Origin of the sequence: Paraeggerthella hominis, from assembly GCF_021044775.1 — a bacterium.
Lineage (GTDB): Bacteria > Actinomycetota > Coriobacteriia > Coriobacteriales > Eggerthellaceae > Paraeggerthella > Paraeggerthella hominis.
Window position 1 is genome coordinate 48,304 of sequence record NZ_JAJNOQ010000009.1, and the last position, 24,042, is coordinate 72,345.

Annotated in this window: 21 protein-coding genes; 12 read left to right on the forward strand and 9 right to left on the reverse strand. The window is 64.0% G+C overall.

Translation table 11 applies throughout. From position 1 onward, the window contains the following. Positions 1-5: 5 nt before the first annotated feature. Positions 6-833 (reverse strand): Fe-S cluster assembly ATPase SufC, encoded by an 828-nt coding sequence (sufC, locus tag LQE90_RS09865; RefSeq protein WP_216529594.1) that lies wholly within the window; start codon positions 831-833, stop codon positions 6-8. 236 nt (positions 834-1,069) lie between these two features. Here sufC and LQE90_RS09870 point away from each other — a divergent pair, with 236 nt between their 5' ends. Then, the gene (locus LQE90_RS09870) at positions 1,070-1,492 is read left to right on the forward strand and encodes an RrF2 family transcriptional regulator (RefSeq protein ID WP_216529595.1); all 423 of its coding nucleotides are present in this window, start codon (positions 1,070-1,072) and stop codon (positions 1,490-1,492) included. Between the two features lie 7 nt (positions 1,493-1,499). Here the strand turns inward: LQE90_RS09870 and LQE90_RS09875 are convergent, their stop codons facing one another. Continuing rightward, positions 1,500-3,137, reverse strand: coding sequence for an FAD-binding protein (locus LQE90_RS09875; RefSeq protein WP_216529596.1), 1,638 nt, complete (start codon positions 3,135-3,137; stop codon positions 1,500-1,502). A gap of 191 nt (positions 3,138-3,328) precedes the next feature. Here LQE90_RS09875 and LQE90_RS09880 point away from each other — a divergent pair, with 191 nt between their 5' ends. Beyond that, a complete protein-coding gene (locus LQE90_RS09880; RefSeq protein ID WP_216529597.1) occupies positions 3,329-4,408 on the forward strand; it encodes a hypothetical protein in 1,080 nt (359 codons plus the stop codon). On the opposite strand, the gene LQE90_RS09885 is transcribed toward LQE90_RS09880, so the two are convergent. Both LQE90_RS09885 and LQE90_RS09890 read right to left on the reverse strand, forming a co-directional pair. Next, entirely contained in the window at positions 4,392-5,006 is a 615-nt protein-coding gene (locus LQE90_RS09885; protein WP_216529598.1) for a helix-turn-helix domain-containing protein, read from the reverse strand. The two genes, LQE90_RS09880 and LQE90_RS09885, sit on opposite strands and share 17 nt — an antisense overlap. Positions 5,007-5,126: 120 nt before the next feature. Continuing rightward, a complete protein-coding gene (locus LQE90_RS09890; RefSeq protein WP_216529599.1) occupies positions 5,127-6,602 on the reverse strand; it encodes an ATP-binding cassette domain-containing protein in 1,476 nt (491 codons plus the stop codon). Positions 6,603-6,996: 394 nt separating this feature from the next. On the opposite strand from LQE90_RS09890, the gene LQE90_RS09895 reads away from it, so the two are divergent. Genes LQE90_RS09895 through LQE90_RS09905 form a run of 3 tightly spaced genes read left to right on the forward strand, consistent with a single transcriptional unit; the run spans position 6,997 to position 9,213 of the window. Beyond that, positions 6,997-7,731 (forward strand): tRNA threonylcarbamoyladenosine dehydratase, encoded by a 735-nt coding sequence (locus LQE90_RS09895; RefSeq protein ID WP_216529600.1) that lies wholly within the window; start codon positions 6,997-6,999, stop codon positions 7,729-7,731. Next, a complete protein-coding gene (gene qatD / locus LQE90_RS09900; protein ID WP_231088285.1) occupies positions 7,728-8,558 on the forward strand; it encodes a Qat anti-phage system TatD family nuclease QatD in 831 nt (276 codons plus the stop codon). The genes LQE90_RS09895 and qatD overlap by 4 nt, the downstream gene beginning before the upstream one ends. Before the next feature lie 4 nt (positions 8,559-8,562). Further along, positions 8,563-9,213, forward strand: coding sequence for a LysE/ArgO family amino acid transporter (locus LQE90_RS09905; RefSeq protein WP_216529601.1), 651 nt, complete (start codon positions 8,563-8,565; stop codon positions 9,211-9,213). Between the two features lie 82 nt (positions 9,214-9,295). Here LQE90_RS09905 and LQE90_RS09910 read toward each other — a convergent pair whose 3' ends face one another. Further along, entirely contained in the window at positions 9,296-9,877 is a 582-nt protein-coding gene (locus LQE90_RS09910) for a hypothetical protein (protein ID WP_216529602.1), read from the reverse strand. Positions 9,878-10,029: 152 nt separating this feature from the next. Between LQE90_RS09910 and LQE90_RS09915 the strand changes: the two genes are divergently transcribed. Continuing rightward, positions 10,030-10,866, forward strand: coding sequence for a TrmH family RNA methyltransferase (locus tag LQE90_RS09915; RefSeq protein WP_216529603.1), 837 nt, complete (start codon positions 10,030-10,032; stop codon positions 10,864-10,866). Positions 10,867-10,932: 66 nt separating this feature from the next. On the opposite strand, the gene LQE90_RS09920 is transcribed toward LQE90_RS09915, so the two are convergent. Then, positions 10,933-11,892, reverse strand: coding sequence for an L-lactate dehydrogenase (locus LQE90_RS09920; protein WP_216529604.1), 960 nt, complete (start codon positions 11,890-11,892; stop codon positions 10,933-10,935). Between the two features lie 94 nt (positions 11,893-11,986). Here LQE90_RS09920 and LQE90_RS09925 point away from each other — a divergent pair, with 94 nt between their 5' ends. The 5 genes from LQE90_RS09925 to LQE90_RS09945 all read left to right on the forward strand — a co-directional run bounded on the left by LQE90_RS09925 (position 11,987) and on the right by LQE90_RS09945 (position 20,162). Further along, complete coding sequence (locus LQE90_RS09925; RefSeq protein ID WP_216529605.1) at positions 11,987-12,967, forward strand: C-terminal binding protein; 981 nt, start codon at positions 11,987-11,989, stop codon at positions 12,965-12,967. Positions 12,968-13,151: 184 nt separating this feature from the next. Continuing rightward, a complete protein-coding gene (locus tag LQE90_RS09930; protein WP_253288238.1) occupies positions 13,152-14,996 on the forward strand; it encodes an NAD(P)-binding protein in 1,845 nt (614 codons plus the stop codon). Next, on the forward strand, positions 14,989-17,700 hold the full coding sequence (fdhF, locus tag LQE90_RS09935; protein ID WP_216529607.1) for a formate dehydrogenase subunit alpha: 2,712 nt from the start codon (positions 14,989-14,991) through the stop codon (positions 17,698-17,700). Before LQE90_RS09930 ends, fdhF begins: the two co-directional genes overlap by 8 nt. 365 nt (positions 17,701-18,065) lie before the next feature. Beyond that, complete coding sequence (locus LQE90_RS09940) at positions 18,066-19,055, forward strand: diaminopimelate dehydrogenase (protein WP_216529608.1); 990 nt, start codon at positions 18,066-18,068, stop codon at positions 19,053-19,055. Positions 19,056-19,178: 123 nt separating this feature from the next. Beyond that, positions 19,179-20,162 (forward strand): helix-turn-helix transcriptional regulator, encoded by a 984-nt coding sequence (locus LQE90_RS09945; RefSeq protein ID WP_216529609.1) that lies wholly within the window; start codon positions 19,179-19,181, stop codon positions 20,160-20,162. Here LQE90_RS09945 and LQE90_RS09950 read toward each other — a convergent pair. The 3 genes from LQE90_RS09950 to LQE90_RS09960 form a co-directional block, all read right to left on the reverse strand. Beyond that, positions 20,129-20,707: a hypothetical protein gene (locus LQE90_RS09950; protein ID WP_181792605.1), complete on the reverse strand. Its 579-nt coding sequence runs from the start codon at positions 20,705-20,707 to the stop codon at positions 20,129-20,131. The two genes, LQE90_RS09945 and LQE90_RS09950, sit on opposite strands and share 34 nt — an antisense overlap. A 20-nt stretch (positions 20,708-20,727) precedes the next feature. Next, the gene (locus LQE90_RS09955) at positions 20,728-21,090 is read right to left on the reverse strand and encodes a hypothetical protein (protein ID WP_216529610.1); all 363 of its coding nucleotides are present in this window, start codon (positions 21,088-21,090) and stop codon (positions 20,728-20,730) included. 161 nt (positions 21,091-21,251) lie between these two features. Then, positions 21,252-22,673 carry an amidophosphoribosyltransferase gene (locus LQE90_RS09960; RefSeq protein WP_216529611.1) on the reverse strand — a complete coding sequence of 474 codons (1,422 nt, stop codon included), beginning with the start codon at positions 22,671-22,673 and terminating at the stop codon, positions 21,252-21,254. 315 nt (positions 22,674-22,988) lie between these two features. Here LQE90_RS09960 and LQE90_RS09965 point away from each other — a divergent pair, with 315 nt between their 5' ends. Continuing rightward, complete coding sequence (locus tag LQE90_RS09965; RefSeq protein WP_216529612.1) at positions 22,989-23,990, forward strand: asparaginase; 1,002 nt, start codon at positions 22,989-22,991, stop codon at positions 23,988-23,990. Positions 23,991-24,042 lie beyond the last annotated feature (52 nt).

A 24,042-nucleotide genomic window follows, 5' to 3' on the forward strand; every position in this document is an offset into this window, starting at 1 on the left:
CCTCCCTACGCGGTTGCGGCGCAGCCATGCTGTGCGGCGCAACCGGCGCTCACCGCGTCGGCGGGAGCGTCGCTGGCCTGGTCCATGAGCTCGAAGCGCTCGAAGCCGTGGGAGTCGATCTCGCGGATGAGCGACGCGTCTCCGCTTTCGACGATGCGCCCGCGCACCAGCACGTGGACGCGGTCGATGTCCAATCGCTCCAGAATGCGGGTGTTGTGGGTGATGATGGCCAGCGTGCCCTCGCACGAGCGGCGGTACGCATCGATCCCTCGCGAAACCACGCCCAGGGCGTCGACGTCAAGGCCGGAGTCCGTTTCGTCCAGGATGGCCAGCTTCGGTCGCAGCAGCAGAAGCTGCAGCATCTCGAGCTTCTTCTTCTCGCCGCCGGAAAAGCCCACGCCCAGCTCTCGGTCGAGGTAGGCGGGATCCATGTCCAGCTCGCGTGCGAGGTCGCGCACGTGCTTGCGGAACAGCTTGCCCTTCATGTCGAATCCTTCGCGGCCTGTCGTGGTGGCGCGCAGGAAGCTGGAAACGGGGACGCCCGGAATCTCGACCGGTGCCTGGAAGCTGAGGAACAGCCCCGCGCGCGAGCGCTTGTCCGGGGCGAGGTCGGTGATGTCCTGGCCGTCGAATTCCACCGTTCCGCTTTCGACCGTGTAGACGGGGCTGCCCATGACAACGTGTCCGAGCGTGGATTTGCCGGCACCGTTCGGACCCATGATGACGTGGGTTTCGCCCGATCCGATGTTCAGATCAACCGCGTTCAGGATGGTCTTGTCGTTGGCCGATGCCGTGAGCCCCTGTACGGACAGGAGCGTGCTCTCTCCGATCATGCGAACGTTCCTTTCGTTTCGGGGCGGATAGTATGCTTTGGTAGGTGCATTGCCCGAAATCTCTCGTCGTGAGTTAATCATATAATTTTGCTAGGATTAAAATAATCCGATACCGTGAAAAGTCAAGCATTAATCCTAGAAAGTTGATAGAATTTATGCAAAACGTTCGGTGCCCGGCAGATGGCCGGCGTGCTGATTTCGCCGGAGCTCGCGCGGCGCAGAGGGAAGGAGTTTCGATGCTCGTATCGACGAAAGGCCGCTACGCGTTGCGGCTCATGGTGTACGTAGCCCAGGCGGGCGACGGCGCGAAAGTTGCGCTGCGCGAGGTTGCCGAGCGGGAGGATATCTCGTTCAAGTACCTTGAGCAGCTTGCCCGCCCGCTCGTTCAGGCGGGGCTGCTTCGCAGCGTCCGCGGCAAGGGAGGCGGCTACGTGCTGGCCAGCGACCCCGCCGCCATCAAGGCCGGGGACGTGCTGCGCGCCGTGGAAGGCAGCACGGCTCCGGTGGCGTGCATGGGCCTTGACGGCGACGATCGATGTCCGCGCTTGTCGGAGTGCACCACCGTCCGCTTTTGGGCGGGCCTGGACAAGACGATAGAAGACTACGTCGACGGCGTGACGCTGGCCGATCTGGCGGTGGTCCCGGCGGTGCGTTCGTAGCGCCGCTTCAGCGCCGTTGGCGCAACGGGCGCGCCGCGGGGCTGCCGTTGCTTCCCAGGCTGACGGCGAGCGGCCGCGCTTGGGCGGGATCCGAGGCGGGGAAGTCGAGGCGATAGTGCGCGCCGCGGCTTTCGGTGCGCGTTCGCGCCGCTTCCACGATGGATCGCGCAAGCGTCAGCTGGGCCGTGATGCGCGCCGCTTCCGCAACCTGGCGCGGGTCTTCGGTTCGGCGTTTCGCGGATTCGGTTTGCGCGGCCAGGTTCTCCAGGGCTTCCTGAGCCGCGCTCAGGCCGTCCTCGCTTCTCACGATCATGCAGCTTTCGGTCATGATGCGCCTCAGCGCCGCCCGGATGTCCGAGCCGTGCTCGATGCCGATTCCTTCGAAGGCGGCGTGAGCTTGCGGCTGTCGATTGCTTTGCGCATTCGCCCTTGCGGCTCGTGACGCCGCCGAAGCTCCCGCCCGCAGGCCGAACACGATACCGTTCGCGCTTGAGAGGCCGCCGATGCGGTCGGCTCCGTGCATGCCGCCCGTCGCCTCGCCGCAGGCGTAAAGCCCGTCGACGCCGGTTGCCGCGTGCTCGTCGATGAGGATGCCGCCGTTCGCCGCATGGGCGTACGGAGCGATGACCAGCTCGTCGTCGATTTGGATGCCTCTGTCCCGCTTCAGCCAGTCGAAGTACGTGCGCACGAACTCGGGCAGCGGGGAAGCGCCGTCAAAACGGTAGCGCACGGTCAGCCCGCGCGGACCTGCGTTCGCCAGCGCAAGGTCCACGTCGCGTGATGCGAGCCGCGCCGTGAAGGGTCCGTGCCCCGAGCGCGCCTCCAGCGCGAAACGAGCGTCTGCGACCTCGCGCAGCGCGTCGCGCCCTTCGGTGTCGAGCAGCTGGGCGAAGCGAAACGTCTTCTCGTTGAACACGATGCCGCTTTTCGGGCGGACGAGGCCGGGCATCATCTGCATGAACTCCAGGTTGACGAGCGTGCAGCCGCTGCGCAGCGCAAGGGCCTGGGCGGTTCCCTGCACGTCGTCCGCCGTGAGCCGGCGCTCGAACAGCCCGCCGTAGCCTCCCGTCGCCAGCACGACGGCGCCGCATGCGACCAGCTCGAACGAACGAGTCGCATGGTCGAACAGCACGGCGCCTGTGGCGGTTCCTTCTTGCATGACCAGGTCGATCAGCTCCCAAGGGGAAAGCACGTCGATGTTCAGGCGCGCAAGTTCGGCGGCTGCGGCCCGTTCGAAGGGCGCGCGCTCGATGCCGCGCCACAGGCGATGCTTGCGATCGAAGCAGGGGACGAACTCGCGCTCCTGCGCTCGCTTTGGCTCCTTGAGCGTTACGCCGAGCGCTTCCAACTGCTCGATTCCGCTGGAGATGCCGCCGACGAACGATGCGACCAGCGCGGGATCGGTCATGCCGCAGCCTACGTCGAGGATCTGCTTCGCAAGGTCGGCTTCGTCGGAGGGCGACTCGGGGCCGATGAGCCCCAGGCCCCAGGTGCCCGGGTAGAAGCTCGAGCCCGAGAACAGGGGTCCCAGGCTGGCGATTGCCGTGCGCGCTCCTGCACGCGCTGCCGAGAGCGCCGCCATGGTTCCGGCGATGCCGCTTCCTACCACCAAGACGTCGAAGTGCTTTGATCGGTTCAGGCGCATGGAGCCTCGCATTCCGTGTTCGTTTCGACCGTCCAAGCTCTGCGCGGTACTGCATCGCGGTGGAGGATTGGACGTTCTGTGGCTTGCAGATAACGTTTAGATGAACCACATAAGCATACGACATGAGTGGGGTATGTTCGAAGACGAGAAAACGAATGGGCGAACGCTGGGGTTCGCGAGGAGGGCGCACGATGGAACGGAATGCACGTGAGGACAACACCGGGAGGGGCGGTTCGCTGCGCGCGCTGTTCGACGACCTGTCGTTGCCGCAGGTGGTCGCCGGTGCGCTTGCAGCCGTCACCTCCATGCTGCTGGCGTCTCAGATAGGCATCTACGGATCGGTGATCGGCGTGGGCGTGGGCTCCATCGTCTCGGCGGTGGCGTCGCAGCTGTACAAGAAGTTCTTCACCGCTTCGGCCGAGAAGCTGCGCGAGCTGAAGCCGGGCGAGCCGGGCTACGTGCCCGACGACGGTTCGGACGACGCGCCGACCGTCGTCTTGCCGCCCGCTGGCGAAACCGCGGTGCTGCGTCCGGTTACCGTGCGTCGGTCGCTCACGCCCCGGATCGGGGATGCCGCGCTTCTCGGTGACGTGACGGCGCAGCGGGTGCGCGACAATCGCGAGCGCAAGCGCAGGGCCCAGCGCAGGATCGTTGCCGTCTCCGCCGTTTCCGCGATGGTGGCGGTGCTGGTATCCGCTTTTGCGATCAACCTGATCACGCAGGGCGAAGGTTTCGGTGCGCGCCCGGAGCCCCTGGTTTCGGTGCAGAAGCAGGAGGCGCCGCAGGACGCGGGCGGCGCTTCGGGCGGACAGGGCCAATCCGGGTCGGCGGGTTCGGCGGCGAACAGCGGCTCGCAAGGCTCCGATGAGGGAAGCGGCTCCTCGGCGGGGTCGGGGTCCTCGAACGGCCAGCAGGGTTCGCCGAGCGCGGGCGGGTCGACCTCCGGCGGTTCGGGCTCCAGTGCTGGCTCCGGTTCCGGCTCGTCGAGCACGGGGGGATCCGGATCGGACGCGTCGGGCGGATCGGGGTCCGGCACCGGGTCGGGATCTGGTTCCGGCTCTGATGCCGGCGGGTCGACCGGCGGCAGCGGTTCCGGGTCGGAAGCGACGCCGGGCAGCGGTTCCGGGTCGTCCGGTTCGGGCTCCGCGACGGGTTCCGGATCGGGATCGGGCTCTGGATCGGGATCGGGGTCGTCCGCAGGCTCGACCACCCCGACGGGCTCGCAACCGCCTGCGAGTCCGTCGGGCGGTTCGGCTAGCGTGACGGCTTAGGTCGTGCGGCCTTCGCCTTGAACAGGCCGTGCTGGTTGCAGAAAGCGTAGACGGCTCCCGACCCCATGATGGGGAAGCGCGCTTCGGCGTTTTGCTCCGGGTACAGTTTGCGCAGGTGCAGGCGGTCCGTTGTAGCGTAGGCGATGAAGCTGACGAAATGCTGCTTCGTCATGGGGTGGTCCATCGTTACGTAGAAGTCATGTTCTACCACGTCGATTTCCAGACGATGGACGCTGTCGGCAGAGTCTGCGTCTTCGGCGTCAAGGGCGGGGAGCAGGATGCCGCAGCAGCTGAACGCGCCCTCGCCGGTTGCATGGACGGCGTTGCCGCACAGAGGGCAGACGTAGAACCGCGTGCGCAGCATGTTGGCGCAGCGATTCGAGTTGTGGGCGCATTCTCCCGAAAGCAGCTCGGCCACCGACACGTCGAGCGCCGCGCTCAAAGGCTCGACCAGCGTGATGTCGGGAAGCCCCTTTCCCGTTTCCCATTTGGAAACCGCTTTGTCGGTGACGCCGAGGCGGCTGGCAAGCTCGCGTTGCGTGCATCCTTTTCGCTCGCGCAGCTTGCGGATGGTGTCGCCGGTAATGTAGGTGGACATGAAGTGCTCCGTTCGGTGGTTGTGGCGGTCTGCAACGACCCTGTTTCGATTGCATCGATTATGGGGCTGCTTTCGCGTGCGGGCAACCTACGCTTCGTGGAGCGCTTGGGAAGGGCTCGATCATCGCACGCTCACGCGCCCTCCCTCCACGTGCCAGCGCGTGCTGGTGCAAGCGTTCAGAAACGCCTGGTCGTGCGATACGGCAACGAGCGCGCCGGGGTAAGCCGCAAGCGCGCGTTCGAGCGCTTCTGCCGAATGCAGGTCCAGGTGGTTGGTGGGTTCGTCCATCACGATGAGCGCCGGCTCGTCCAGCATGCCTTGGGCCAGCATCAATTTGCGCAGCTCCCCCGGACTCACTTCGCTCCCGGCCAGGATGCGTTTTGCGTTCGAGTTGAGCTGGGTGACGATCGAGAGCAGGCGTCCCATGCGGGCTTCGTCGGTTGAAAGCAGGTCGTTCGCTAGGCGCCTTGCTTCGGCGGGCGACACTTCCTGCGGGATCGTCAGGACGGCGATGTCGTTGGGAAGCTGTTGGAGCAGGTGGCGTACGAGCGTCGATTTGCCCGCACCGTTCGGTCCGGAGATGCCGATGTGATCGGTGTTTCCGAGGGCGAGTTTCGGAAGCTCGAGCCGACCCTGCCCGCAGGGGATGGCGTGTTCGTCCATGAGCAGGAGCGTTGCGCGCGGATGGGGTTTCGACTCCAGCCAGAGCGACCCGTTGTAGCGTTTCGCCGTGCGGATGCCCTGCGCTTCCTGTCGGGCTCGTCCGGCGCGTGCGTCCATGTTCGACGCGAGTGCGCCGGTCTTGCCGTCCTGCCCGGAGTATACGGCAAGCCGACGCTTCCCCCTTCCGTCGCTATCGTGCTTGTCCAGGTGCCGGGCGCTCAACCGGGCGGCCGTTCGCGCGGCTTGCTGGGCCCGCTCGTTCGCTTCGGCTGTCAGGCGTTCGGCCTCTCGCTTGGCGGTTGCCCGCTTGGCCAGGGCTTCGGCGCGCTCGCGTTCATGCTGCGTGCGCGCTTCGTCGTAGGTTCCCGGGCGCATGGACCAGGCTCCGCCTTCGAACATGAGGCAGCGTTCGACCAGGGCGTTCAATAGCTCGCGATCGTGCGATACGAGGATGCCGATGCCGCGATAGCCCTTGAGCGCTTGCGCAATGGCGGCGCGGCAAGGCGCGTCCACGTGGTTCGTGGGCTCGTCGAGCGCCAATACGTCGGGGTCTTGCCAAAGCGCCACGGCCACTTGGATTTTCTTGCGCTCCCCAAAGCTAAGTTCGTAGAAGCGCCAGGGCATGTCGTCTTTAATGCCCAGATTTTCGCGCAGCGCGATTGCGTGGCGGGAGAAATCGCATGCGAAGTCGTACAGCAGATCGGGCGAGGTGACGGCGTCTTGGGGGCAGTACGTTGCCGTGCGCTGGGGAAAGACGCTGCCGATGTCGGGCTGGATCAGGCCGCATGCGATGCGTGCGAGCGTGCTCTTGCCGCAGCCGTTGTCGCCGATGACGCCGCACCAACCTTCGGCGAACGTAGCCGAGACGTGTTCGATGGCGGGTGCGGGCGACCCGGGGTAGGCGTAGCCGATATCGTGCAAGGTGAGAACCATGAAGACCTCCTGTGGATTTGGAGGCCCTGCATGCGGATGTTCGCGTAGGGGGTTCGCCGGCGCGCTGAGCGGCGCGAGGGCGTTGGATCGAGCGTATGGATCTGCGATGCGAGTCCGCGCAGGGCCGAGCGCCGTGCAGGCGCCGGGATACGTCGGGGTTGGGGCATCGCTAGAACTTCATGTATCGCTCTCCTTGGAGTGGCGGGCGCTTGACATGGGGGCGTCCGCGAAACGTTGTCGTGCGAGTGTAGCACGCGTCCGGGCGTGCAGGCAAGCGCTCCGAGCGCATGGCGGGGCCGTCGGTCCTAAAGCGCTGATTCGCGCCCAGCTTCCGTCCTCTGCTTCGTTTGGGAGTTGCGCAATGCTACCATGTTCGCCGATAGAAAGGATTGCCATGAGCGCTGCAGACGATGCCGTATCGAAACTCGAATTGATCATGGGCCGAGAAGGCGTCGAGCGCCTGGCCGCCTCCACCGTCATGGTGCTGGGCTTGGGCGGCGTGGGATCGAACTGCGTCGAAGCGCTCGCACGCGGCGGGGTGGGGCGCTTGATCGTGGTCGACCACGATGTGGTGCAGGCGAGCAACATCAATCGTCAGGCCATTGCGTTTCATAGCACCATCGGGCGCAAGAAGACGGAGGTGGTGCGCGCCATGGTGGCCGACATCAACCCGAACGCCCAGGTAGAGGCGCTGGATACGTTCGTGCTAGCCGAAAACGCCCCCGCTCTTTTGGGCGAGTTCGGCGCGCGTGCCGACTACGTGGTGGACGCGATCGACACCATTTCCACGAAGCTGGCGATCGCTGAATATGCAGACCGCGAGGGCATGCGCCTGATCAGCAGCATGGGAGCGGCGAACAAGCTGCATCCCGAGTGCTTTCGCGCGGCGGACGTGTACGAAACGGTGAACTGCCCGCTGTGCCGCATCATGCGCAAGGAAGGTCGCAAGCGCGGCATTCGCAGTCTGCGGGTGCTGTATTCATGCGAGCAGCCGGTCGAGGTGCCCGTGCGCGAAGGAGCTGCGCGGCGCGAGCGATCGAACCTGGGCACCGCATCGTACGTGCCGCCCATCATGGGGCAGATGATTGCGGGCGAGGTGCTTCGCGAGCTGGCGGGAATCGGTCAGTGACTATTTTGGGGACGGCATCTTCGGCGATCGACGGCGACGTTTCGTCGATGCGCCTTTTCGACATGCACTGCCATGTGGACTTCGCACCGAATGCGGCTTCGCTTGCAGCCGGCCTTGATGAGCTTGGCGTGAGCGCCCTCTCGGCAACGGTGACGCCCGAGGGCTACGAGCGCGCCGTGCAGGAGTTGGCAGCGTGCGGCAACGTGCGCGTGGCCTTGGGCCTGCATCCCTGGTGGGTGGCCGAAGGCGAGTCGGACGGCGCGAACCGGGCGCTGGAGCGGTTTGAGCATCTGGTGGGATCGACCCGATTCGTCGGCGAGATCGGACTGGACTTTGGTGCAAGGCACGTTGCGTCGCGCGAGGCGCAGGAGCGTGCGTTCGATCGCGTGGTCTCTGCATGCGCCAACCTGGGCGGCAAGGTGCTAACGCTTCATGCGGTGCGCGCGGCGGGCGCGGTCCTCGATGCGCTCGAACGGCATCGCGCGACAGAGGACAGTGCATGCGTGTTCCATTGGTTCTCGGGCTCGTCCGATGATCTGCAGCGCGCGATACGGCTCGGCTGCTTCTTTTCGGTAGGCCCGCGCATGCTGGCCACGAAGCGCGGGCGCGCCTATGCGCAGGCCGTGCCCCGCGAGCGTTTGTTGCTGGAAACCGACGAGCCCTCTGCGCCGGGGGCGTCCCTTGAAGCCGGTGCGTGGAGAGGGCTTCTTGAACGCGCGCTGGTCGATCTGGCGGATTTGCGTGACGAATCGGCTGCTGATCTGGGCATGCGGATTGCCGCTACCAGCGCGTTGTTGCTCGAAGGCGATTCCAGGCTGGAAGGATAGGGCCATGGTTGCCGTCTTGCTGCAGGGCTTTGCGATGGGCTTGGCGTATTTGGCGCCAATTGGAATGCAGAACCTGTTCGTGATCAATGCGGCGGTTTCCGGCACTCGACGGCGCGCTCTTGCGACTTCGCTTGCGGTTACGCTGTTCGACATGACGTTGACGCTCGCGAGTTTTTTCGGTATCGGCTTGCTTATGGATGCAGTGCCCGGCCTGTCTCGTGCAATTCAGCTGGTCGGCGGTCTTCTGGTAGTCGTGATAGGCGTTCGTCTCATTGCGGCGAAGCGCGAAGATCCCGCCGCACAAGCGGCTTCCGGGGCTTCGAGAAAAGCTCCGCGCTTCGGACGCGAAGCCGGCTTCGCGTCGATCGTTTCGGCGGCGTTCGTGGTTACCTGGTGCAATCCGCAAGCGCTCATCGACGGCGCCTTGATGCTGGGCGCCTTTCGCGCGACGTTCGTCGGTGCGGAAGGCGTTGCGTTCGTGGTTGGAGCGTGCTCGGCGTCGCTCGTGTGGTTTCAGGGGATCGCCCTTGCCGTGAACGCGTTGGGCAGCCGGTTCAGCGACGGCATGCTGCGCGTGGTGAATGTGGTTTGCGGGATAGTCGTGGTGCTGTACGGCATGCGTCTTGTTGCCGCGTTCTTCGGCCTGGGCGCCTAAGCGTTTCGATCGCGCTCCCCGGTGCTTTTTGCGAAGATCCCCGCGCAGGGCGCGCCTTTGCGGGGATCGCGTTGCCTGTGCGTTAGCGCCAGTCCTCTTCGTCGGCGAATTCCCAGCCGAACAGCGCGTCGCTGACAAGGCGGAAGCCGAACGGCAGCGGTTTCGCCAGCGCGCCGGAATCGATGCGCTCCGCGATTCCCTCAAGCTCGCTCAGAAGGTCGAAAAACGAGATGTCGTCGAGCGACGGCATGCCCGCCGCTACCTCTTCGGGCGAAATGAGCATGATGTCCAGCACGATGTCCAGGTAGCCGTCAAGCTGAGCGTTGCTCTCCTGCAGCGCTTCAACCTGGTTTTCGGGGAAGAACGACTCTTCGATGCAGTACCAGCCTTTGACGGAGTCGTTGCCTTCTTCGTCCATGAGGTCGCTCGGGACGATGCCGTTGGCTTCCAGGTCGGCCACGGTATAGCACGACATGAGCATCTCGGGCGTGACGACGGGGCTGTCGTTTTCATCGAGATCGCTCATCACGTAGACCACCTGCGCGGCAACGCCGTTTTCCCCGATATCGAGCGACAGCCCGTAGTGGTATCCCGGATTTGCTTGGCGCGTGCCCCAGTACAGCTCGCCGTGGTGTTCCAAAAGCGTTTTGACGGTTGCGGCCATAAGGCCCCCTTTGAATCCGTGCCCGTTACATGCGAAAAGTATAGAGCATCGCCGACCGGCGAGCGGCTGCGCGTCTGCAATGGGGCGGATTCGTCATACGCTCGACGCTTCCGTTCGCGTGGTACCATGTTCGCCGACTGAAAGGGGAAGCTATGCCGCTGATTCATTTGGAAGGTTTGGACGACGCGCGCTTGGCGGTGTATTCCGGCATGACCGACGCGCAGTTGCGGGATTGTCCGGACTTTGCAAGCGGCCTGTTCATAGGGGAGTCGCGCAAGGTTATCGAGCGCGCGCTCGATGCCGGGGCGCGTCCGATTTCGCTGTTCGTGGAAGAATGCTGGCTCGACCAGACGATGCCGCTGATCGATCGGCTGCTGCGGATCGATCCCGAACTTCCAGCGTTCGTGGCAACGCGCGAGCAGTTTCACGCGTTGACCGGATACCAGGTGACGCGCGGGGCGTTGGCGGCGTTCGAGCGTCCGCCGCTCCCGTCGGTGGAGGATCTGCTGGCCGATGCGAGCCGCGTTGCGGTGCTGGAGGACATCACGAACTACACGAACATCGGCGCCGTGTTTCGCTCCGCCGCTGCGCTCGGCATCGATGCGGTGCTGATCACGCCTTCGTGCCACGACCCGCTGTACCGTCGTGCCGCCCGCGTGTCCATGGGCACGGTGTTCCAGGTGCCGTGGACGCGCATCGGCGGCGTGCGCGAATGGGCCGTCGAAGGCGTGGCCTTGCTGCATGAGCTGGGATTCAAGGCTGCTGCGCTGGCGCTTTCCAACGATTCGATCCCGCTGCACGACGCGCGCTTGCGCGCATGCGAGAAGTTGGCGCTGGTGCTGGGCACCGAAGGCGACGGTCTTGCTCCGTCCACCGTGGCGGCATGCGACTACACGGTGAAGATTCCCATGGATCACGACGTGGATTCCCTGAACGTGGCTGCCGCCAGCGCCGTCGCCTTTTGGGAGCTGCGCACGAAGTGGCGATAGGGGCAAGGCCGTAAGGCAAGCGCGGTCGAGGACGGAGCGGCTTCGACCGCGCTTGCCCCTGCTGTTCTAATCCAGATCCAGCTCTGCGATGACTTCCTTCAGCTTGGCGGCGGATGCTTGCAGGGCGGCAAGTTCGTCGTGGCTGATGGGCGCGGGCACGCGGTACTCGATGCCGCCTTTGCCTACGACGGCGGGCAAGCTCAAAACCACGTCTTCCAGGCCGTACTCTCCGCCGTTTTGGTAGTTCGATACGGGCAAGATGGGCTTTTCGTCGCGCACGATGGCCTCGCAGATGCGCTTGACCGCCATGGCGATGCCGTAGTACGTGGCCTTCTTCTTCGCGATGATCTCGTACGCGCTGTTCTTCACGTCTTCGGCGATGCGCTGCATGGATTCCTCGTGCTCGAAATGCCCGCGCATCTCGCAGAAGTCGTTGACGGGAATGCCCGAGACGTTCGCCAAGCTCCAAACGGCGATCTCGCTGTCGCCGTGCTCGCCGATGATGCGGGCGTGCACGTTGCGCGGGTCCACGCCCAAGTGCTCGCCCAGGATGTTCTTGAAGCGCGCGGTGTCGAGCACCGTGCCGGATCCTATCACGCGATCCTCGGGAAGCCCTGAAAGCTTCAAGGCCACGTAGGTGAGGATGTCCACCGGGTTCGATACCACCAGCAGGATGCCGCCGAAGTCTCGCTTCGCGATTTCGGGAATGATGGACTTGAAGATCCTCACGTTCTTGTGCACCAGGTCAAGCCTCGTTTCGCCAGGCTGCTGGTTCGCTCCGGCCGTGACCACGATGATGGCTGCATCGGCAAGGTCGTCGTAGTCGCCGGCGTAGATGTTCATGGGGCTGGCGAAAGGCATGCCGTGGCTGATGTCGAGCGCTTCGCCCTCGGCTCGGTTGCGGTCGACGTCGACCAGCACCATTTCCGAGAACAGGCCGCTTTGCATCAGCGTGAAAGCCGTGGCCGACCCCACGAACCCGCATCCGATGATGGCGACCTTGCGGCCGTCGACCGATTTTTTCATACTATGACCTTTCCCAAGCACGATTCTATGGTTTACGCGACCCTACTGGAACCGATTGCGTTCGTCAAGACTGCACGTCAAGGAAGGACGGAGTATGCCCAAGATCGTTATGGTCGACAGCGATTTCGAGAACATGGACTTCGAAGAGCGCATGGCGCGCGATGCGGGCGTGGATTTCGCCTGTTTCGATTCGCGCGGCTTGGATGACTTGGTTCGACTTGCGGCCGATGCCGACGGAATGGTCACTTCGTACAGCGCGTTGCCGCGCGCGGCGTTCGAGGCGCTTCCTCGGTTGCGGGTGGTCAGCCGTACCGGCGTGGGCTACGACGACATCGACGTGGAAGCCGCCACGGATCACGGCGTTGCGGTGTGCACTGCTCCGGGGTACGGAACCGAGGTCGTCTCGGACCATGCGATCGCGTTGGCGCTGTGCGTGCTGAGGCGTTTGAACGAGATCGACGCCGACATGCGCGCAGGCGTGTGGGACTATGCGCGCCGCCGGCCCATGGGGCAGGCGTACGGGCGGGTGTTCGGCGTGGTGGGGATGGGCGATATCGGCCGCGCCGTTGCGCGCAAGGCCGCAGGGCTGGGTTTTCGCGTGGTGTGCTGGTCGCGCTCGTTGGTGCCGGGCCGACGCACACCGGAAGGCTACGATATCCTGTCGCTTGACGAGCTGTTGGGCTGCGCGGACGTGGTCAGCCTGCATGTGGCGCTCGCGCCCGAGACGCACCACCTGCTGGACGAGGATCGCCTGGCGCTCATGAAGGAAGGGTCCGTGCTGGTGAACACGGCGCGCGGGGCGGTGGTGGACACTGCGGCCTTGGCGGCGGCGCTCGAATCGGGGAAGCTGTGGGGCGCGGGCGTCGACGTGTACGAGGGCGAACCCGTCGACTTCGACCATCCGCTGCTGCGCGCTCCTCACACCGTGCTCACGTCGCATGCGGCGTACTGGTCCGAGGAATCGGGGCTTGAACTGCGCACGCGCACCATGCGCAGCGCGATCGACGTGGTGCTGGGCCGCCGTCCCGCCGACTGCCTGAACCCTGAAGTGCTCGCGCAAGATCGGCGACGGTGAGACGCTTCGCGCAACCTTGTTTCGTCCAACGCTTCGAAGGCGCCGCGTCCGAAGCGGCCCTCTGCCGCTTTCCGGCGATTTCGTGTCGGTGGGCACCTGCGCCATCTGGTATTCTGCTAATTCGAGTACTTTTGAGCATTGCCTCAACGGCATGCCGAGCGAACTACCGCATCGAACATGGGGGATGAACGTGGCCGCATTATCGATTGCGCCGAAGTCGAAAGACGACGCGCGTATCGCCCAACAGTTGAACAGGCACGGACGACGGGTGGAGACGGCTCCGCCGGGAATGTGCCCGCTTGCCGCCCAGCTGTCGCTTCTGCGCGACGGCGCTCTGCAAACCTGCGGCAAGTGCGTCCCGTGCCGCGACGGTTTGCCGCAGCTTGCCGCGTTGCTCGAGCGCGTGGTGGCGTGCGACGCCGACGCCGGGGCGTTGGAGCGACTGCGCGCGTTGGCTCAGATGGTGCGCGACACGGCCGACTGCGCCATTGGCTACGAGGCGGCTAATGCGCTGCTCGAGGGCATGGACGCGTTCGCCGAGGAGTACGAAAGCCACGTGGAGCGAGGCTGCTGCCAAGCGGGCGTGGGCCAGTCGGTTCCCTGCGAAACGCTCTGCCCTGCGCACGTGAACGTGCCCGCCTACATTGCGCTGGTGGCCGAAGGCGACTACGCCGGTGCCGTGCAGATGGTGCGCAAGGACAACCCGTTTCCCACGGCGTGCGCGCTCGTGTGCGAGCATCCGTGCGAGGAGCGCTGTCGGCGCACGCTCATCGACGCGCCGCTCAACATCCGCGGCATCAAGAAGTTCGCCGTGGACCAGGCGCCCGCCGATACCGTGCCGGTGCCGCAGCGCAGCGTTGACACGGCGCGCACCGTTGCTGTTATCGGCGGCGGGCCGAGTGGTTTGACCTGCGCGTACTTCTGCGCGCTCATGGGGCATCGCGTGACGGTGTTCGAGGAGCGCGATCAGCTGGGGGGCATGCTGCGCTACGGCATCCCTGCGTACCGTTTCCCGCGCGAGCGGCTGGACGAGGATATTCGCGGCATCATGAACGCCGGCACCATCACCGCGCGCTGCGGCGAGGCGATCGGCCTGACCGAGATGCGCGAGATCGCGGACACCTACCATGCCGCGTACGTGGCCATCGGCGCCCAAACGGGCAAGAGCCTGCGCATCGAAGGCGCGGACGCCGAGGGCGTGATGTCGGCTGTCGATATGTTGGGCCGCATCGGCGACGGCGACTACCCTGATTTCTCGGGCAAGAGCGTGGTCGTGGTGGGCGGCGGCAACGTGGCCATGGATTGCGCGCGAACTGCGGTTCGCGCAGGCGCCGACGACGTGTCGGTGGTGTACCGGCGCCGCAAGGAAGACATGACCGCTTTGCCTATCGAAGTGGAGAGCGCCATCGCCGAAGGCGTCGAGATGATCGTCCTGGAGGCGCCCGTGGCCGTCGAGAAGGACGCGGAAGGGCGATGCGCGGCGCTTATCACCCAACCGCAGATGATCGGCGCGGTGCGCGGCGGCCGACCTGCCCCTGTGGCGGCTGACAAGCCCGAACGCCGCATCGAGGCCGATATCGTGCTGATTGCGGTGGGGCAGAATGTGGTGTCGGCCCCGTTCGAGGAGTTCGGCATGGCAACCACCTGGGGCTGCTTCAACGCAGACGAGCGCTTGCGCGCCGAGGGCTTCGACAACGTGTTCGTGGGCGGCGATTGCCAGACGGGACCCGCGACGGCCATTCGCGCCATCGGAGCGGGCAAGGTCGCCGCGCGCAACATCGACGAGTTCTTGGGGTACAGCCATAAACTGCGCTGCGACGTGGAGGTTCCCGTTGCGCGCCCGAACGACCGCACGCCTAAGGGGCGCGTGGAGATAACCGAACGTCCGGCTCGCGAGCGCAAACGCGATTTCCAGGGCGTCGAGATTGAGATGAGCCGCGAAGAAGCCGTGCAGGAGTGCGGGCGCTGCCTGCGCTGTGATTGCTTCGGACCGGGAACGTTGGAAGGGGGCCGGGTTCAGTATGCCTAGCATCACGATCAATGGGAGCGCTGTGCAGGCGCGCGAGGGGGCGACCGTGCTGGACGCCGCGCGCGAGGCGGGCGTGCGCATTCCCACGCTGTGCTATTTGAAGAGGTCGGGAGCCGTTTCGTCGTGCCGCGTGTGCGTGGTGGACGTGGAGGGCCTGGACCATCCGGTTCCCGCATGCTCGACGCCTGTGCAAGACGGTATGGTCGTGACCACGGATTCGCCGCGCGTGGAGGCGTACCGTCGCGTTGCGCTCGATCTCATCATCGCCGATCATGGGCTTGATTCGACGCACTACTGCTTCTCGTGCGACAAGAACGGCGCGTGTGAGCTGCAAGCGCTTTGCCGCGAGTACGGCGTGCTGGAGTCTTCCTTCGAGGTTGCGCAGAAGCGCGAGCCCGTGCTGGACGCCAATCCGTTCCTTTCATACGATCCCAACCTGTGCATCCGTTGCCAGCGTTGCGTGGGCGCGTGCAACAGCGCTGCGCGCAACCATACGCTGCAGGCGGGAAAGCGCGGGGTTCGCACGGTTATCGAGGCACCTTTCGGGGTCGATTGGCGCATGACCGATTGCGAGTCGTGCGGCACGTGCGCGCAGGCATGCCCGACCGGGGCCCTCACGGAGAAGCGCCGCGCGGCGTACCGCTCGTGGGAGACGAATCGCGTGCGCACCACGTGCCCGCATTGCGGCGTGGGATGCCAGCTTGACCTGGTGGTGAAGGATGGGCGCATCGTGGATGCGGAGGGAGCGCCCGGCCCTTCGAACAACGGCCTTCTGTGCGTGAAGGGACGCTCGGCCAGCTTCGACTTCGTCGATGCGCCCGATCGTTTGCGCACGCCGCTTGTCAAGAATCGCGAAACGGGCGAATTCGAACCTGCTACCTGGGATGACGCGCTTGATCTGGTGGCTCGTCGCTTCACGGAGCTGCGCGACGAGCATGGGGGAGCCTCCCTTGCGGCGTTCGCCTGTTCGCGTTCCACGAACGAGGACATCTACCTGTTCCAGAAGATGGCTCGAACGGCGCTGCAGACGAACAACGTCGACTGCTGCGCGCGTGTTTGACACGCTCCCACGGTTGCCGGTCTGGCAACCATGCTTGGTTCGGGAGCGATGACGAACTCAATTGAAGACGTGGTGAACGAAGCCGACGTGATCATGCTGGTGGGGTCGAACCCCGAGGAGGCTCATCCGGTCATCGGCATGCAGATACGCGCTGCGGTGGAACGCGGGTGCCGTTTGATCGTGGTGGATCCGCGCGACATCGGGCTGGCCGCGCAGGCGGACATTCACTTGAAGCTGCGCCCGGGCACCAACGTGGCTTTCGCCAACTGCATGGTGAACGTGATCCTGCGCGAAGGCCTCTACGATGCGGATTTCGTGCACGAACGCACCGAGGGCGTGGAGATCATGTCCGCGACGGTGCGCGATTACGTGCCGGAGCGCGTGGAGGATATCTGCGGCGTCGACCAACGCGACCTGGTGGCTGCGGCCAAGATGTACGGTAAGGCCCGAGTGGCTGCCATCGTGTACTGTCTGGGAGTGACGGAGCACTCCACCGGCACCGACGGCGTGATGGCGCTGTCCAACATCGCTATGATCACGGGTAACTTGGGCAAGCGCGGCGGCGGCGTGAATCCGTTGCGCGGCCAGAACAACGTGCAGGGCGCATGCGACATGGGCGCCGGACCCGACGACCTGCCGGGATACCAGAAGGTGGCCGACCCCGAGGTGGTGCGCCGTTTCGAGCGCGCGTGGGGAACCGGCTTGCCGCGCGAGCGCGGCGTGAAGGCAACTGAGTGCTTCCCGTCCATGATCGAGGGCGGCATCAAGGGGCTGTTCCTGTTCGGTGAGGATCCTGTGCGCACCGATCCCGATACGGGGCACGTGATCCGCGCGCTGGAGTCGCTGGACTTCTTCGTGGTGGACGACCTGTTCATGACCGAGACGGCGAAGTACGCCGACGTGATTCTGCCCGGTTGCAGCTACGCCGAGAAGGAGGGCACGTTCACGAACACCGAGCGTCGCGTGCAGCGCGTGCGCAAGGCGGTGGACGTTCTGGCGGGCGCGCGTCCGGACACCGAGATATTCACCGAGGTCATGAATCGGATGGGGTATGCCCAGCCTTGCCTGACGCCGGCCGAGATCATGGACGAGGTGGCGTCCGTCACGCCCACCTACGGTGGCGTGAGCCATAAGCGCCTTGACGGCGACGGCGTTGCCGGGCGCGGTTTGCAATGGCCGTGCCCGAACGAGGAGCATCCGGGTACGCCCATCCTGCATGTGAGCGAGTTTTCGCAGGGCGTGGGGTCGTTCTCTACGCCAAGCTATCAGCCTTCGGTGGAGCTGCCCGATGCGGAATACCCGCTCATGCTTACCACTGGGCGCATTCTGTACCAGTACAACGCCTGCGCGATGACCGCTCGCGCGCGGGGCGTGAACGAGGTTGCGGATCGTTCGTTCATCGAGCTGCACGAATGCGATGCGGCGGCTTTGGGCGTGTCCGACGGGGATCGTGTGCGCGTGTCGTCGCGTCGTGGCCAGATCGAGACGACGGCGCGCGTGTCGGGCAAGACCAACCCGGGTGAAACGTGGATGCCGTTCCATTTCCAGGACGGCAACAGCAACTGGCTGACCATCGCCGCGCTCGACCGCGTGTCGAAGGCGCCTGAGTACAAGGTGTGCGCCATTCGGGTGGAGAAGGCGTAGAGGCGGACGGGCGGCGTGTGGGAGCAACCCGGCGCCTATGGCAATGCGCTGGGTGCTGAAAGCGTGCTTTCGGAGAGATCGCCGACAAAACGCCTGCCGCATCTTAGGATGCGGCAGGCGTGCGGCTCTAGGGGGCTGTATGCGGGGCGGGTGCTGTCACGGGTGCCGATTTGCGCCCACGCGCCGGCCTTTTGGCTCGCACGACGGTCGTGCGGTACATTCATTCTGATAAGGTTTCCAATTCGTTTCAGCACGATGGGGCTTTCTTGAAGTCGCATCGCGTTCGTTGACGACGTTGGTTGTGGTCGTCCATCATTAACCTATACATTCAATGCATGGGTGCAAACGAGTACAAGGAGCAGCATATGACGAAAACGCGCATCGGCATTTTGGGGTACGGCAATCTGGGCAGGGGCGTGGAGCTTTCCTGCCGTCAAAACGATGATCTTGAGCTGGTCGCTCTATTCACTCGACGCGACCCTGCTTCCGTGAAGCCTTTGACCGAGGGCGTTTCGGTGTACTCTGCCGACGACTTGGCGGCGCATGCGGACGACGTGGACGTCCTTATCCTGTGCGGTGGCAGCGCGCGCGATCTGCCCGAGCAGACGCCGGCGTACGCCGGGTTGTTCAATGTGGTGGACTCCTTCGACACGCACGCGAACATACCCGCGCATTTTGCGAACGTGGACGCAGCGGCAAAGGAAGGCGGCAAGGTCGCCGTCATTTCCGCCGGCTGGGATCCGGGCATGTTCTCGCTTGCGCGCCTGTACGCGAACTGCATTCTGCCCGAAGGCGCCGATTACACGTTCTGGGGTCGCGGCGTTTCCCAGGGTCACAGCGATGCGATTCGTCGCATCGAGGGCGTGGCCGACGCTCGTCAGTACACGGTTCCCGTTCCTGCGGCGCTCGAGTCCGTTCGGGCTGGTCGGAATCCTCAGTTGACCACGCGCGAGAAGCATACGCGCGAGTGCTTCGTGGTGGCCGAGGAGGGCGCCGATCTGACGGCCATCGAAAAGGCCATCGTTGAAATGCCGAACTACTTTGCCGACTACGACACTACGGTCACGTTTATCTCGCAGGAAGAGCTTGATCGCGACCATGCGGGCATTCCCCATGGCGGTTCGGTGATTCGTTCGGGCTTGACCGGCGAAAACGGCGAGCATCGTCATGTGGTCGAGTTCTCGCTGAAGCTGGATTCTAACCCCGAGTTTACGGGCAGCGTGCTTACGGCGTGCGCTCGTGCGGCGCATCGCCTGAGCCGCGAGGGCCAGATGGGCTGCAAGACGATGTTCGACATCGCTCCGGCGTACCTGTCCTCCAAAAGCGGCGAGGAGCTGCGCGCTGAAATGCTGTAGCCGTTAAACGTTATGCATGGAAAGGCCCTGCCGTTTATTCAAAGCGGCAGGGCCTTTTTTGCGATAGTTTTGGGGCGCGCTTGTATACTGGGGTTTGAAGACGTGGCTGAAAAAGGAGCGTGCATGGCCGTCAACCGCCAGAAGCTGAAGCTGCTGCATCTCATGAAGATGCTTCAAGATGAAACCGATGACGAGCGCGGCCTTACTATGGCCGAGATCCTCGAGCGGCTAGGGGCGCTCGGTGTTTCGGCCGAACGCAAGTCGGTATACCGCGACATCGAGGCGTTGCGCGCTTTCGGCATGGATATACGCACGCGGCGTTGCGCCCCGGTCGAGTACGCGTTGGCTTCGCGAGATTTCACGCTTTCGGAGCTTGCGTTGTTGGTGGACGCAGTGCAAAGCTCGCGCTTCCTGACGCAGCGCATGAGCGACAAGCTGGTTCGCAGCGTGAAGCGGCTGGCTCCCGAGCGCCAGCGGGCGCTTCTGACCAGGCGTTTGCATGTTGAGGGTCGCATCAAGATGCAGAACGAGTCGGTGCTGGCCAACGTGGATCAGCTTCAGCGCGCTATGGCGCAGCGTTGCAGAGTGTCGTTTCTCTATTTCAAATACGATGCGCAAAAGCGTCGGGTTCGGCAGCGCAACGGTCGGCGCTACGAGGAAACTCCCGTGCAGCTGGTGTACGCAGACGGCTATTACTACCTGGTGGCATACAACGAGAAGCACGACGGGTTCCCTCATTACCGAGTGGACCGCATGGAGCATATCGCCCTGCTTGACGAGCCTGCTTCGCGCAACGACCGCATTGCCACGTTCGATGCGGGGAAGCTGGAGCAGCGCGCGTTCGGCATGTACGGAGGCGAGCCGGTTTCCGCAACGCTTTTGGTATCCGGCGAAGCCATGGGCGGCGTGATCGACCGATTCGGCGAAGACGTTCCCGTCACATCGGCGGGGGAGGAGCATGCGCATGTGCACGTGGCCGTTGTCGAGAGTCCGGCGTTTTTCGGTTGGGTAGCCCAGTTCGGCAGTCGGGTGCGCATCGAAAAGCCCGCGGCGCTTGCGAATGCGTATCGCGATTACTTGAAGAACATCCTCGACGCATACGAATAGGATCGCTCGGAGTCGATGCCGAAACTGCTCATGCGCAGCCATCCTCCGTCGTCCAGATGGGCTTCAAGGGCCAGGAGGCGTTTTCTTCCGTCGGTTTCGAACGCGAATCGCTCCACCGTGCGCCCTAATGCGTAGGAGCAGGGCCGAACGCTTCTCCAGAAGAAGGGCTGCGATGCGTGCGAACTGTTTTCTGGGCTGCTGCGCGACCCGAAGGTTGCAATGGGGGAGTCGGTCTCGACGTGGCCGCGGTGGATGGCTATGAGCGGGCTGTGCATGGCGAATGCGGTGATGTCGCAAGTGTCGAGCCTGATCATGGTGGGTGCGTCGGCCAGCCAGCATGCTTCCCGTTCGTCCCATATGGAAAGCACGTCGATGATGCGCGATCCCGTTGCGCTGCGGACAGCCTGCATGCTTTCGCGCGAGAGGCGACGAGCATCGCCGCTCCAGCGTCGGTACAGGCTTGCGAAGACGGCCGCCGCATCTGCGGAGGCCGGGCGAAGCGATGGTCGAGACTGCGATCGCAACGGTGTTAAAGCGTCCTTCACGGTATCCCCCCCCCCTTCCTTTAGAGCATCATGGCTGCGATTGCCGCCAGGGAAAACAGGATTCCCGCGCTTGCCGCCATGACGCGCTCGCCTGACGACAGGTTGTAGCTGACGCCTTGCATTCCCTGAAGGAGGCGCGGCTTCGCTGCGGTGTCGTTTCGAGCGGCCCTGCGTCGATCGAAGCACTCGCTCGAAGGCTCATGCTCTGCGACGTTGTGCTGGTTTCGCGCGTGAAGCGCTTGCTTGCGGCCAGGGTAGAGGCCGCCGGCTATCGCGCGGATTTCCGGGTTCGCTGCTGAGGTCTGCGCGTGCGAGGCGTGCGCGGTTGTGCGGGAGGAATGGTCGGTATCGATATGCCGGGTTGCGATGGCTGCGGTGCTCATGGGGCCTCCTTGCTTTGGATCTGGCGAGTATGCTGCGCAGTGTACCGGAGAAGGGGTGAGTTATGAGTACCACTATTGGTACAATTGTTGAATAAAATGGGAGAATGAAAAAAGAACCGCCGAAGCGGTTCTTTTCGTCGAGCAAGCGTTGTCGGGAAAGGCTATTCCTTGCCGTTCCAGCAGTAGGTGCATACCTGGTCACGATCGATGCCGATGGCTTCCAGCATGCCGTCAAGCGACTGGTAGCCCAGCGAATCGAAGCCCATCTGCTCGCAGATTGCGTGCAGCATGCACTGGCCGCGCTCGGTGGAGCTGTCGGCGTATTCCTCCAGGTGCTCCTGACCCTCGTCGCCTTCGAGCTGCTGCACTACGCGGCGCGCGATCAGATCCATCTCGGACTTGCTGCTTGAGAAGCTCAGGTATTTGCAGCTGAACATGATGGGCGGGCAAGCCGAGCGCATGTGCACCTCGGACGCGCCGCATTCGTACAGGAAGTCCACCGTTTCGTGCAGCTGGGTGCCGCGCACGATGGAGTCGTCTACGAACAGCAGCTTTTTGTCGCGGATGAGCTCGGGGATGTGGATCTGCTTCATTTTGGCCACGCGGTTGCGAACCTCTTGGTTGCTGGGCATGAACGAACGCGCCCACGTGGGCGTGTACTTGATGAACGGGCGGGCGAACGGCGTCTTGCATTCCGTTGCGTATCCGATGGCGTGCGGTACGCCGGAATCGGGCACGCCCGCCACGTAGTCCAGGTCGGGCAGGGTACCGGCAGCGGCTTCGTTGCGCGCCATGACGGCACCGTTGCGGTAGCGCATGACCTCGACGTTCACGCCTTCGTAATTCGAGTTGGGGTAGCCGTAGTACACCCACAGAAATGCGCAGATCTTCATCTTGTCGCCTGCGGGGGCAATGGTCTGGTACCCGTCGGCGTCGATGCGCACGATTTCGCCGGGGCCCAGTTCGTATTCGTCGTCGTAGCCCAGCTTGTGGTACGCAAACGACTCGAACGAGATGCAGAACCCGTCGTCGTTCTTGCCAATGAGCACGGGGAGGCGCCCCATCTTGTCGCGCGCTGCGATGATGCGGCCGTCCTCGGTCATGATCAGCAAGGTGAGCGATCCTTCGATCGCATCCTGAGCATGCTTGATGCCCGAGACGAAGTCGTCTTTCTGGTTGATGAGCGCAGCCACCAGCTCGGTGGTGTTGACGGCACCGGAGCTCATGGCCATGAACTGGCGGTTGCCGTCGGTGAAGTAGGATTCCACCAGCTGTTCGGCATTGTTGATGGCGCCTACGGTGGTGATGCCGAAGGTGCCCAGATGCGATCGCACCAGAAGCGGCTGCGGATCGGTGTCGCTGATGCAGCCGATGCCGCTGCATCCGTGGAATCCGGGAAGGTCGTCTTCGAAGCGCGTGCGGAACGGCGTGTTCTCGATCGAATGGATTTCGCGCTGGAAGCCCTCGTCGTCGTGGAAAATCATGCCCGCGCGCCGCGTTCCCAAGTGAGAGTGGTAGTCCACGCCAAAAAACACGTCCAGCACCACATCATGATGTGATGCAGCCCCGAAGAATCCGCCCATTATGTACCTTTCGTCTTGCCCTGCCGCCTCGTCCTGCAAAAGCATCAGTATAAAGCTCCTGGAGCCTTGCAAGGCCGAGGTCGTGGGACGATTCGCGGTTTCTGCACGAGAAGCGCGGGCAGCGGTGGCGCCGTCGACTTTGCGAAGCCGTATCCAAGGTTGCGCGCAGGGTCGAAGGGGCGGGCGTTTCGCTCTTTCGAGCTGGCGGCGTTGGGCGCAGCTGGGGGCTTGATGGAATTTTCGATCGGAGCGTTCGCACTTGCGTGGAGGCAGGTACTGTTGTTTCGTTCAAAGGATTCGAGGGAAAGCGTGCGCATGAAGAAGATTCTGATGATTGCAACCGGGGGCACCATCGCTTCAGCCGAGGATGGCTGCGGACTTGCCCCGTCGCTGACCGGCGAGGAGCTGGCTCGGTTCGTGCCGCAGGTGGAGGGCTTGTGCGCGTTGGACGTGGTGCAGCCTATGAACATCGACAGCACAAACATGCGACCTGCTGATTGGATGCTCATTCGCGACGAAATCGCGCGTGCCTACGATGCGTACGACGGGTTCGTGGTGCTGCACGGCACCGACACCATGGCGTACACGGCAGCGGCGCTTTCGTACCTGATCCAGGGGAGCGGAAAGCCCATTGTGCTGACCGGTTCGCAACAGCCCATGGGCAGTCCGTTCACCGACGCGAAGCTCAACGTGTACCAAAGCCTTCTGTACGCGCTTGACGATCGATCGTGCGACGTGTCCGTTGCGTTCGGCGGCTCGGTGATCGCGGGTACTCGTGCGCGCAAGCAGCGCACCATGAGCTTCAACGCGTTTACGAGCGTTAATTTTCCCGAGATAGCCCTTATCAGGAACGATCGCGTGATCCGGGCGGCCTCGCCCGTTCGATGCGCGGACGAGGGGTCGCTTCGTCTGTTCGATCGCTTGAACGAGCGCGTGTTCGTTCTCAAATTGACGCCGGGAATGAGCCCAAGCGTGTTCGAACTTTTGGAACGCGACTACGATGCGGTGATCGTGGAGACGTTCGGCATTGGGGGAATTCCTGCGTACCATGACTTCCACCAGGCCCTTTTCGACTGGGTCGATGCCGGGAAAACCCTGGTGATGACCACGCAGGTGCCCGAAGAGGGGTGCGATTTGGGCGTGTACGAAGTGGGACGAGCCTTTGCCAACCATCCCGGCATTCTCAAGGGCGGCGATATGACCACCGAGGCTTTGGTGGCGAAGACCATGTGGGCCCTTGGGCAAACGACCGATGCGGACGAGATTCGATCGTTGTTCTATCGGGTGGTGAATCACGATCGGACGGTAGAGGGCTAAGGCTTTCGCACGGCTTGCTCGCGCGGGGCTTCGCTGCGCGAGCGGCTGCGGG

Excerpts from the sequence above, each read along its gene's own strand:
- sufC (WP_216529594.1), bottom strand. The coding sequence starts at position 833 with ATGATCGGAGAGAGCACGCTCCTGTCCGTACAGGGGCTCACGGCATCG.
- LQE90_RS09870 (WP_216529595.1), top strand. The coding sequence starts at position 1,070 with ATGCTCGTATCGACGAAAGGCCGCTACGCGTTGCGGCTCATGGTGTAC.
- LQE90_RS09875 (WP_216529596.1), bottom strand. The coding sequence starts at position 3,137 with ATGCGCCTGAACCGATCAAAGCACTTCGACGTCTTGGTGGTAGGAAGC.
- LQE90_RS09880 (WP_216529597.1), top strand. The coding sequence starts at position 3,329 with ATGGAACGGAATGCACGTGAGGACAACACCGGGAGGGGCGGTTCGCTG.
- LQE90_RS09885 (WP_216529598.1), bottom strand. The coding sequence starts at position 5,006 with ATGTCCACCTACATTACCGGCGACACCATCCGCAAGCTGCGCGAGCGA.
- LQE90_RS09890 (WP_216529599.1), bottom strand. The coding sequence starts at position 6,602 with ATGGTTCTCACCTTGCACGATATCGGCTACGCCTACCCCGGGTCGCCC.
- LQE90_RS09895 (WP_216529600.1), top strand. The coding sequence starts at position 6,997 with ATGAGCGCTGCAGACGATGCCGTATCGAAACTCGAATTGATCATGGGC.
- LQE90_RS09905 (WP_216529601.1), top strand. The coding sequence starts at position 8,563 with ATGGTTGCCGTCTTGCTGCAGGGCTTTGCGATGGGCTTGGCGTATTTG.
- LQE90_RS09910 (WP_216529602.1), bottom strand. The coding sequence starts at position 9,877 with ATGGCCGCAACCGTCAAAACGCTTTTGGAACACCACGGCGAGCTGTAC.
- LQE90_RS09915 (WP_216529603.1), top strand. The coding sequence starts at position 10,030 with ATGCCGCTGATTCATTTGGAAGGTTTGGACGACGCGCGCTTGGCGGTG.
- LQE90_RS09920 (WP_216529604.1), bottom strand. The coding sequence starts at position 11,892 with ATGAAAAAATCGGTCGACGGCCGCAAGGTCGCCATCATCGGATGCGGG.
- LQE90_RS09925 (WP_216529605.1), top strand. The coding sequence starts at position 11,987 with ATGCCCAAGATCGTTATGGTCGACAGCGATTTCGAGAACATGGACTTC.
- LQE90_RS09930 (WP_253288238.1), top strand. The coding sequence starts at position 13,152 with ATGAACGTGGCCGCATTATCGATTGCGCCGAAGTCGAAAGACGACGCG.
- LQE90_RS09940 (WP_216529608.1), top strand. The coding sequence starts at position 18,066 with ATGACGAAAACGCGCATCGGCATTTTGGGGTACGGCAATCTGGGCAGG.
- LQE90_RS09945 (WP_216529609.1), top strand. The coding sequence starts at position 19,179 with ATGGCCGTCAACCGCCAGAAGCTGAAGCTGCTGCATCTCATGAAGATG.
- LQE90_RS09955 (WP_216529610.1), bottom strand. The coding sequence starts at position 21,090 with ATGAGCACCGCAGCCATCGCAACCCGGCATATCGATACCGACCATTCC.
- LQE90_RS09960 (WP_216529611.1), bottom strand. The coding sequence starts at position 22,673 with ATGGGCGGATTCTTCGGGGCTGCATCACATCATGATGTGGTGCTGGAC.
- LQE90_RS09965 (WP_216529612.1), top strand. The coding sequence starts at position 22,989 with ATGAAGAAGATTCTGATGATTGCAACCGGGGGCACCATCGCTTCAGCC.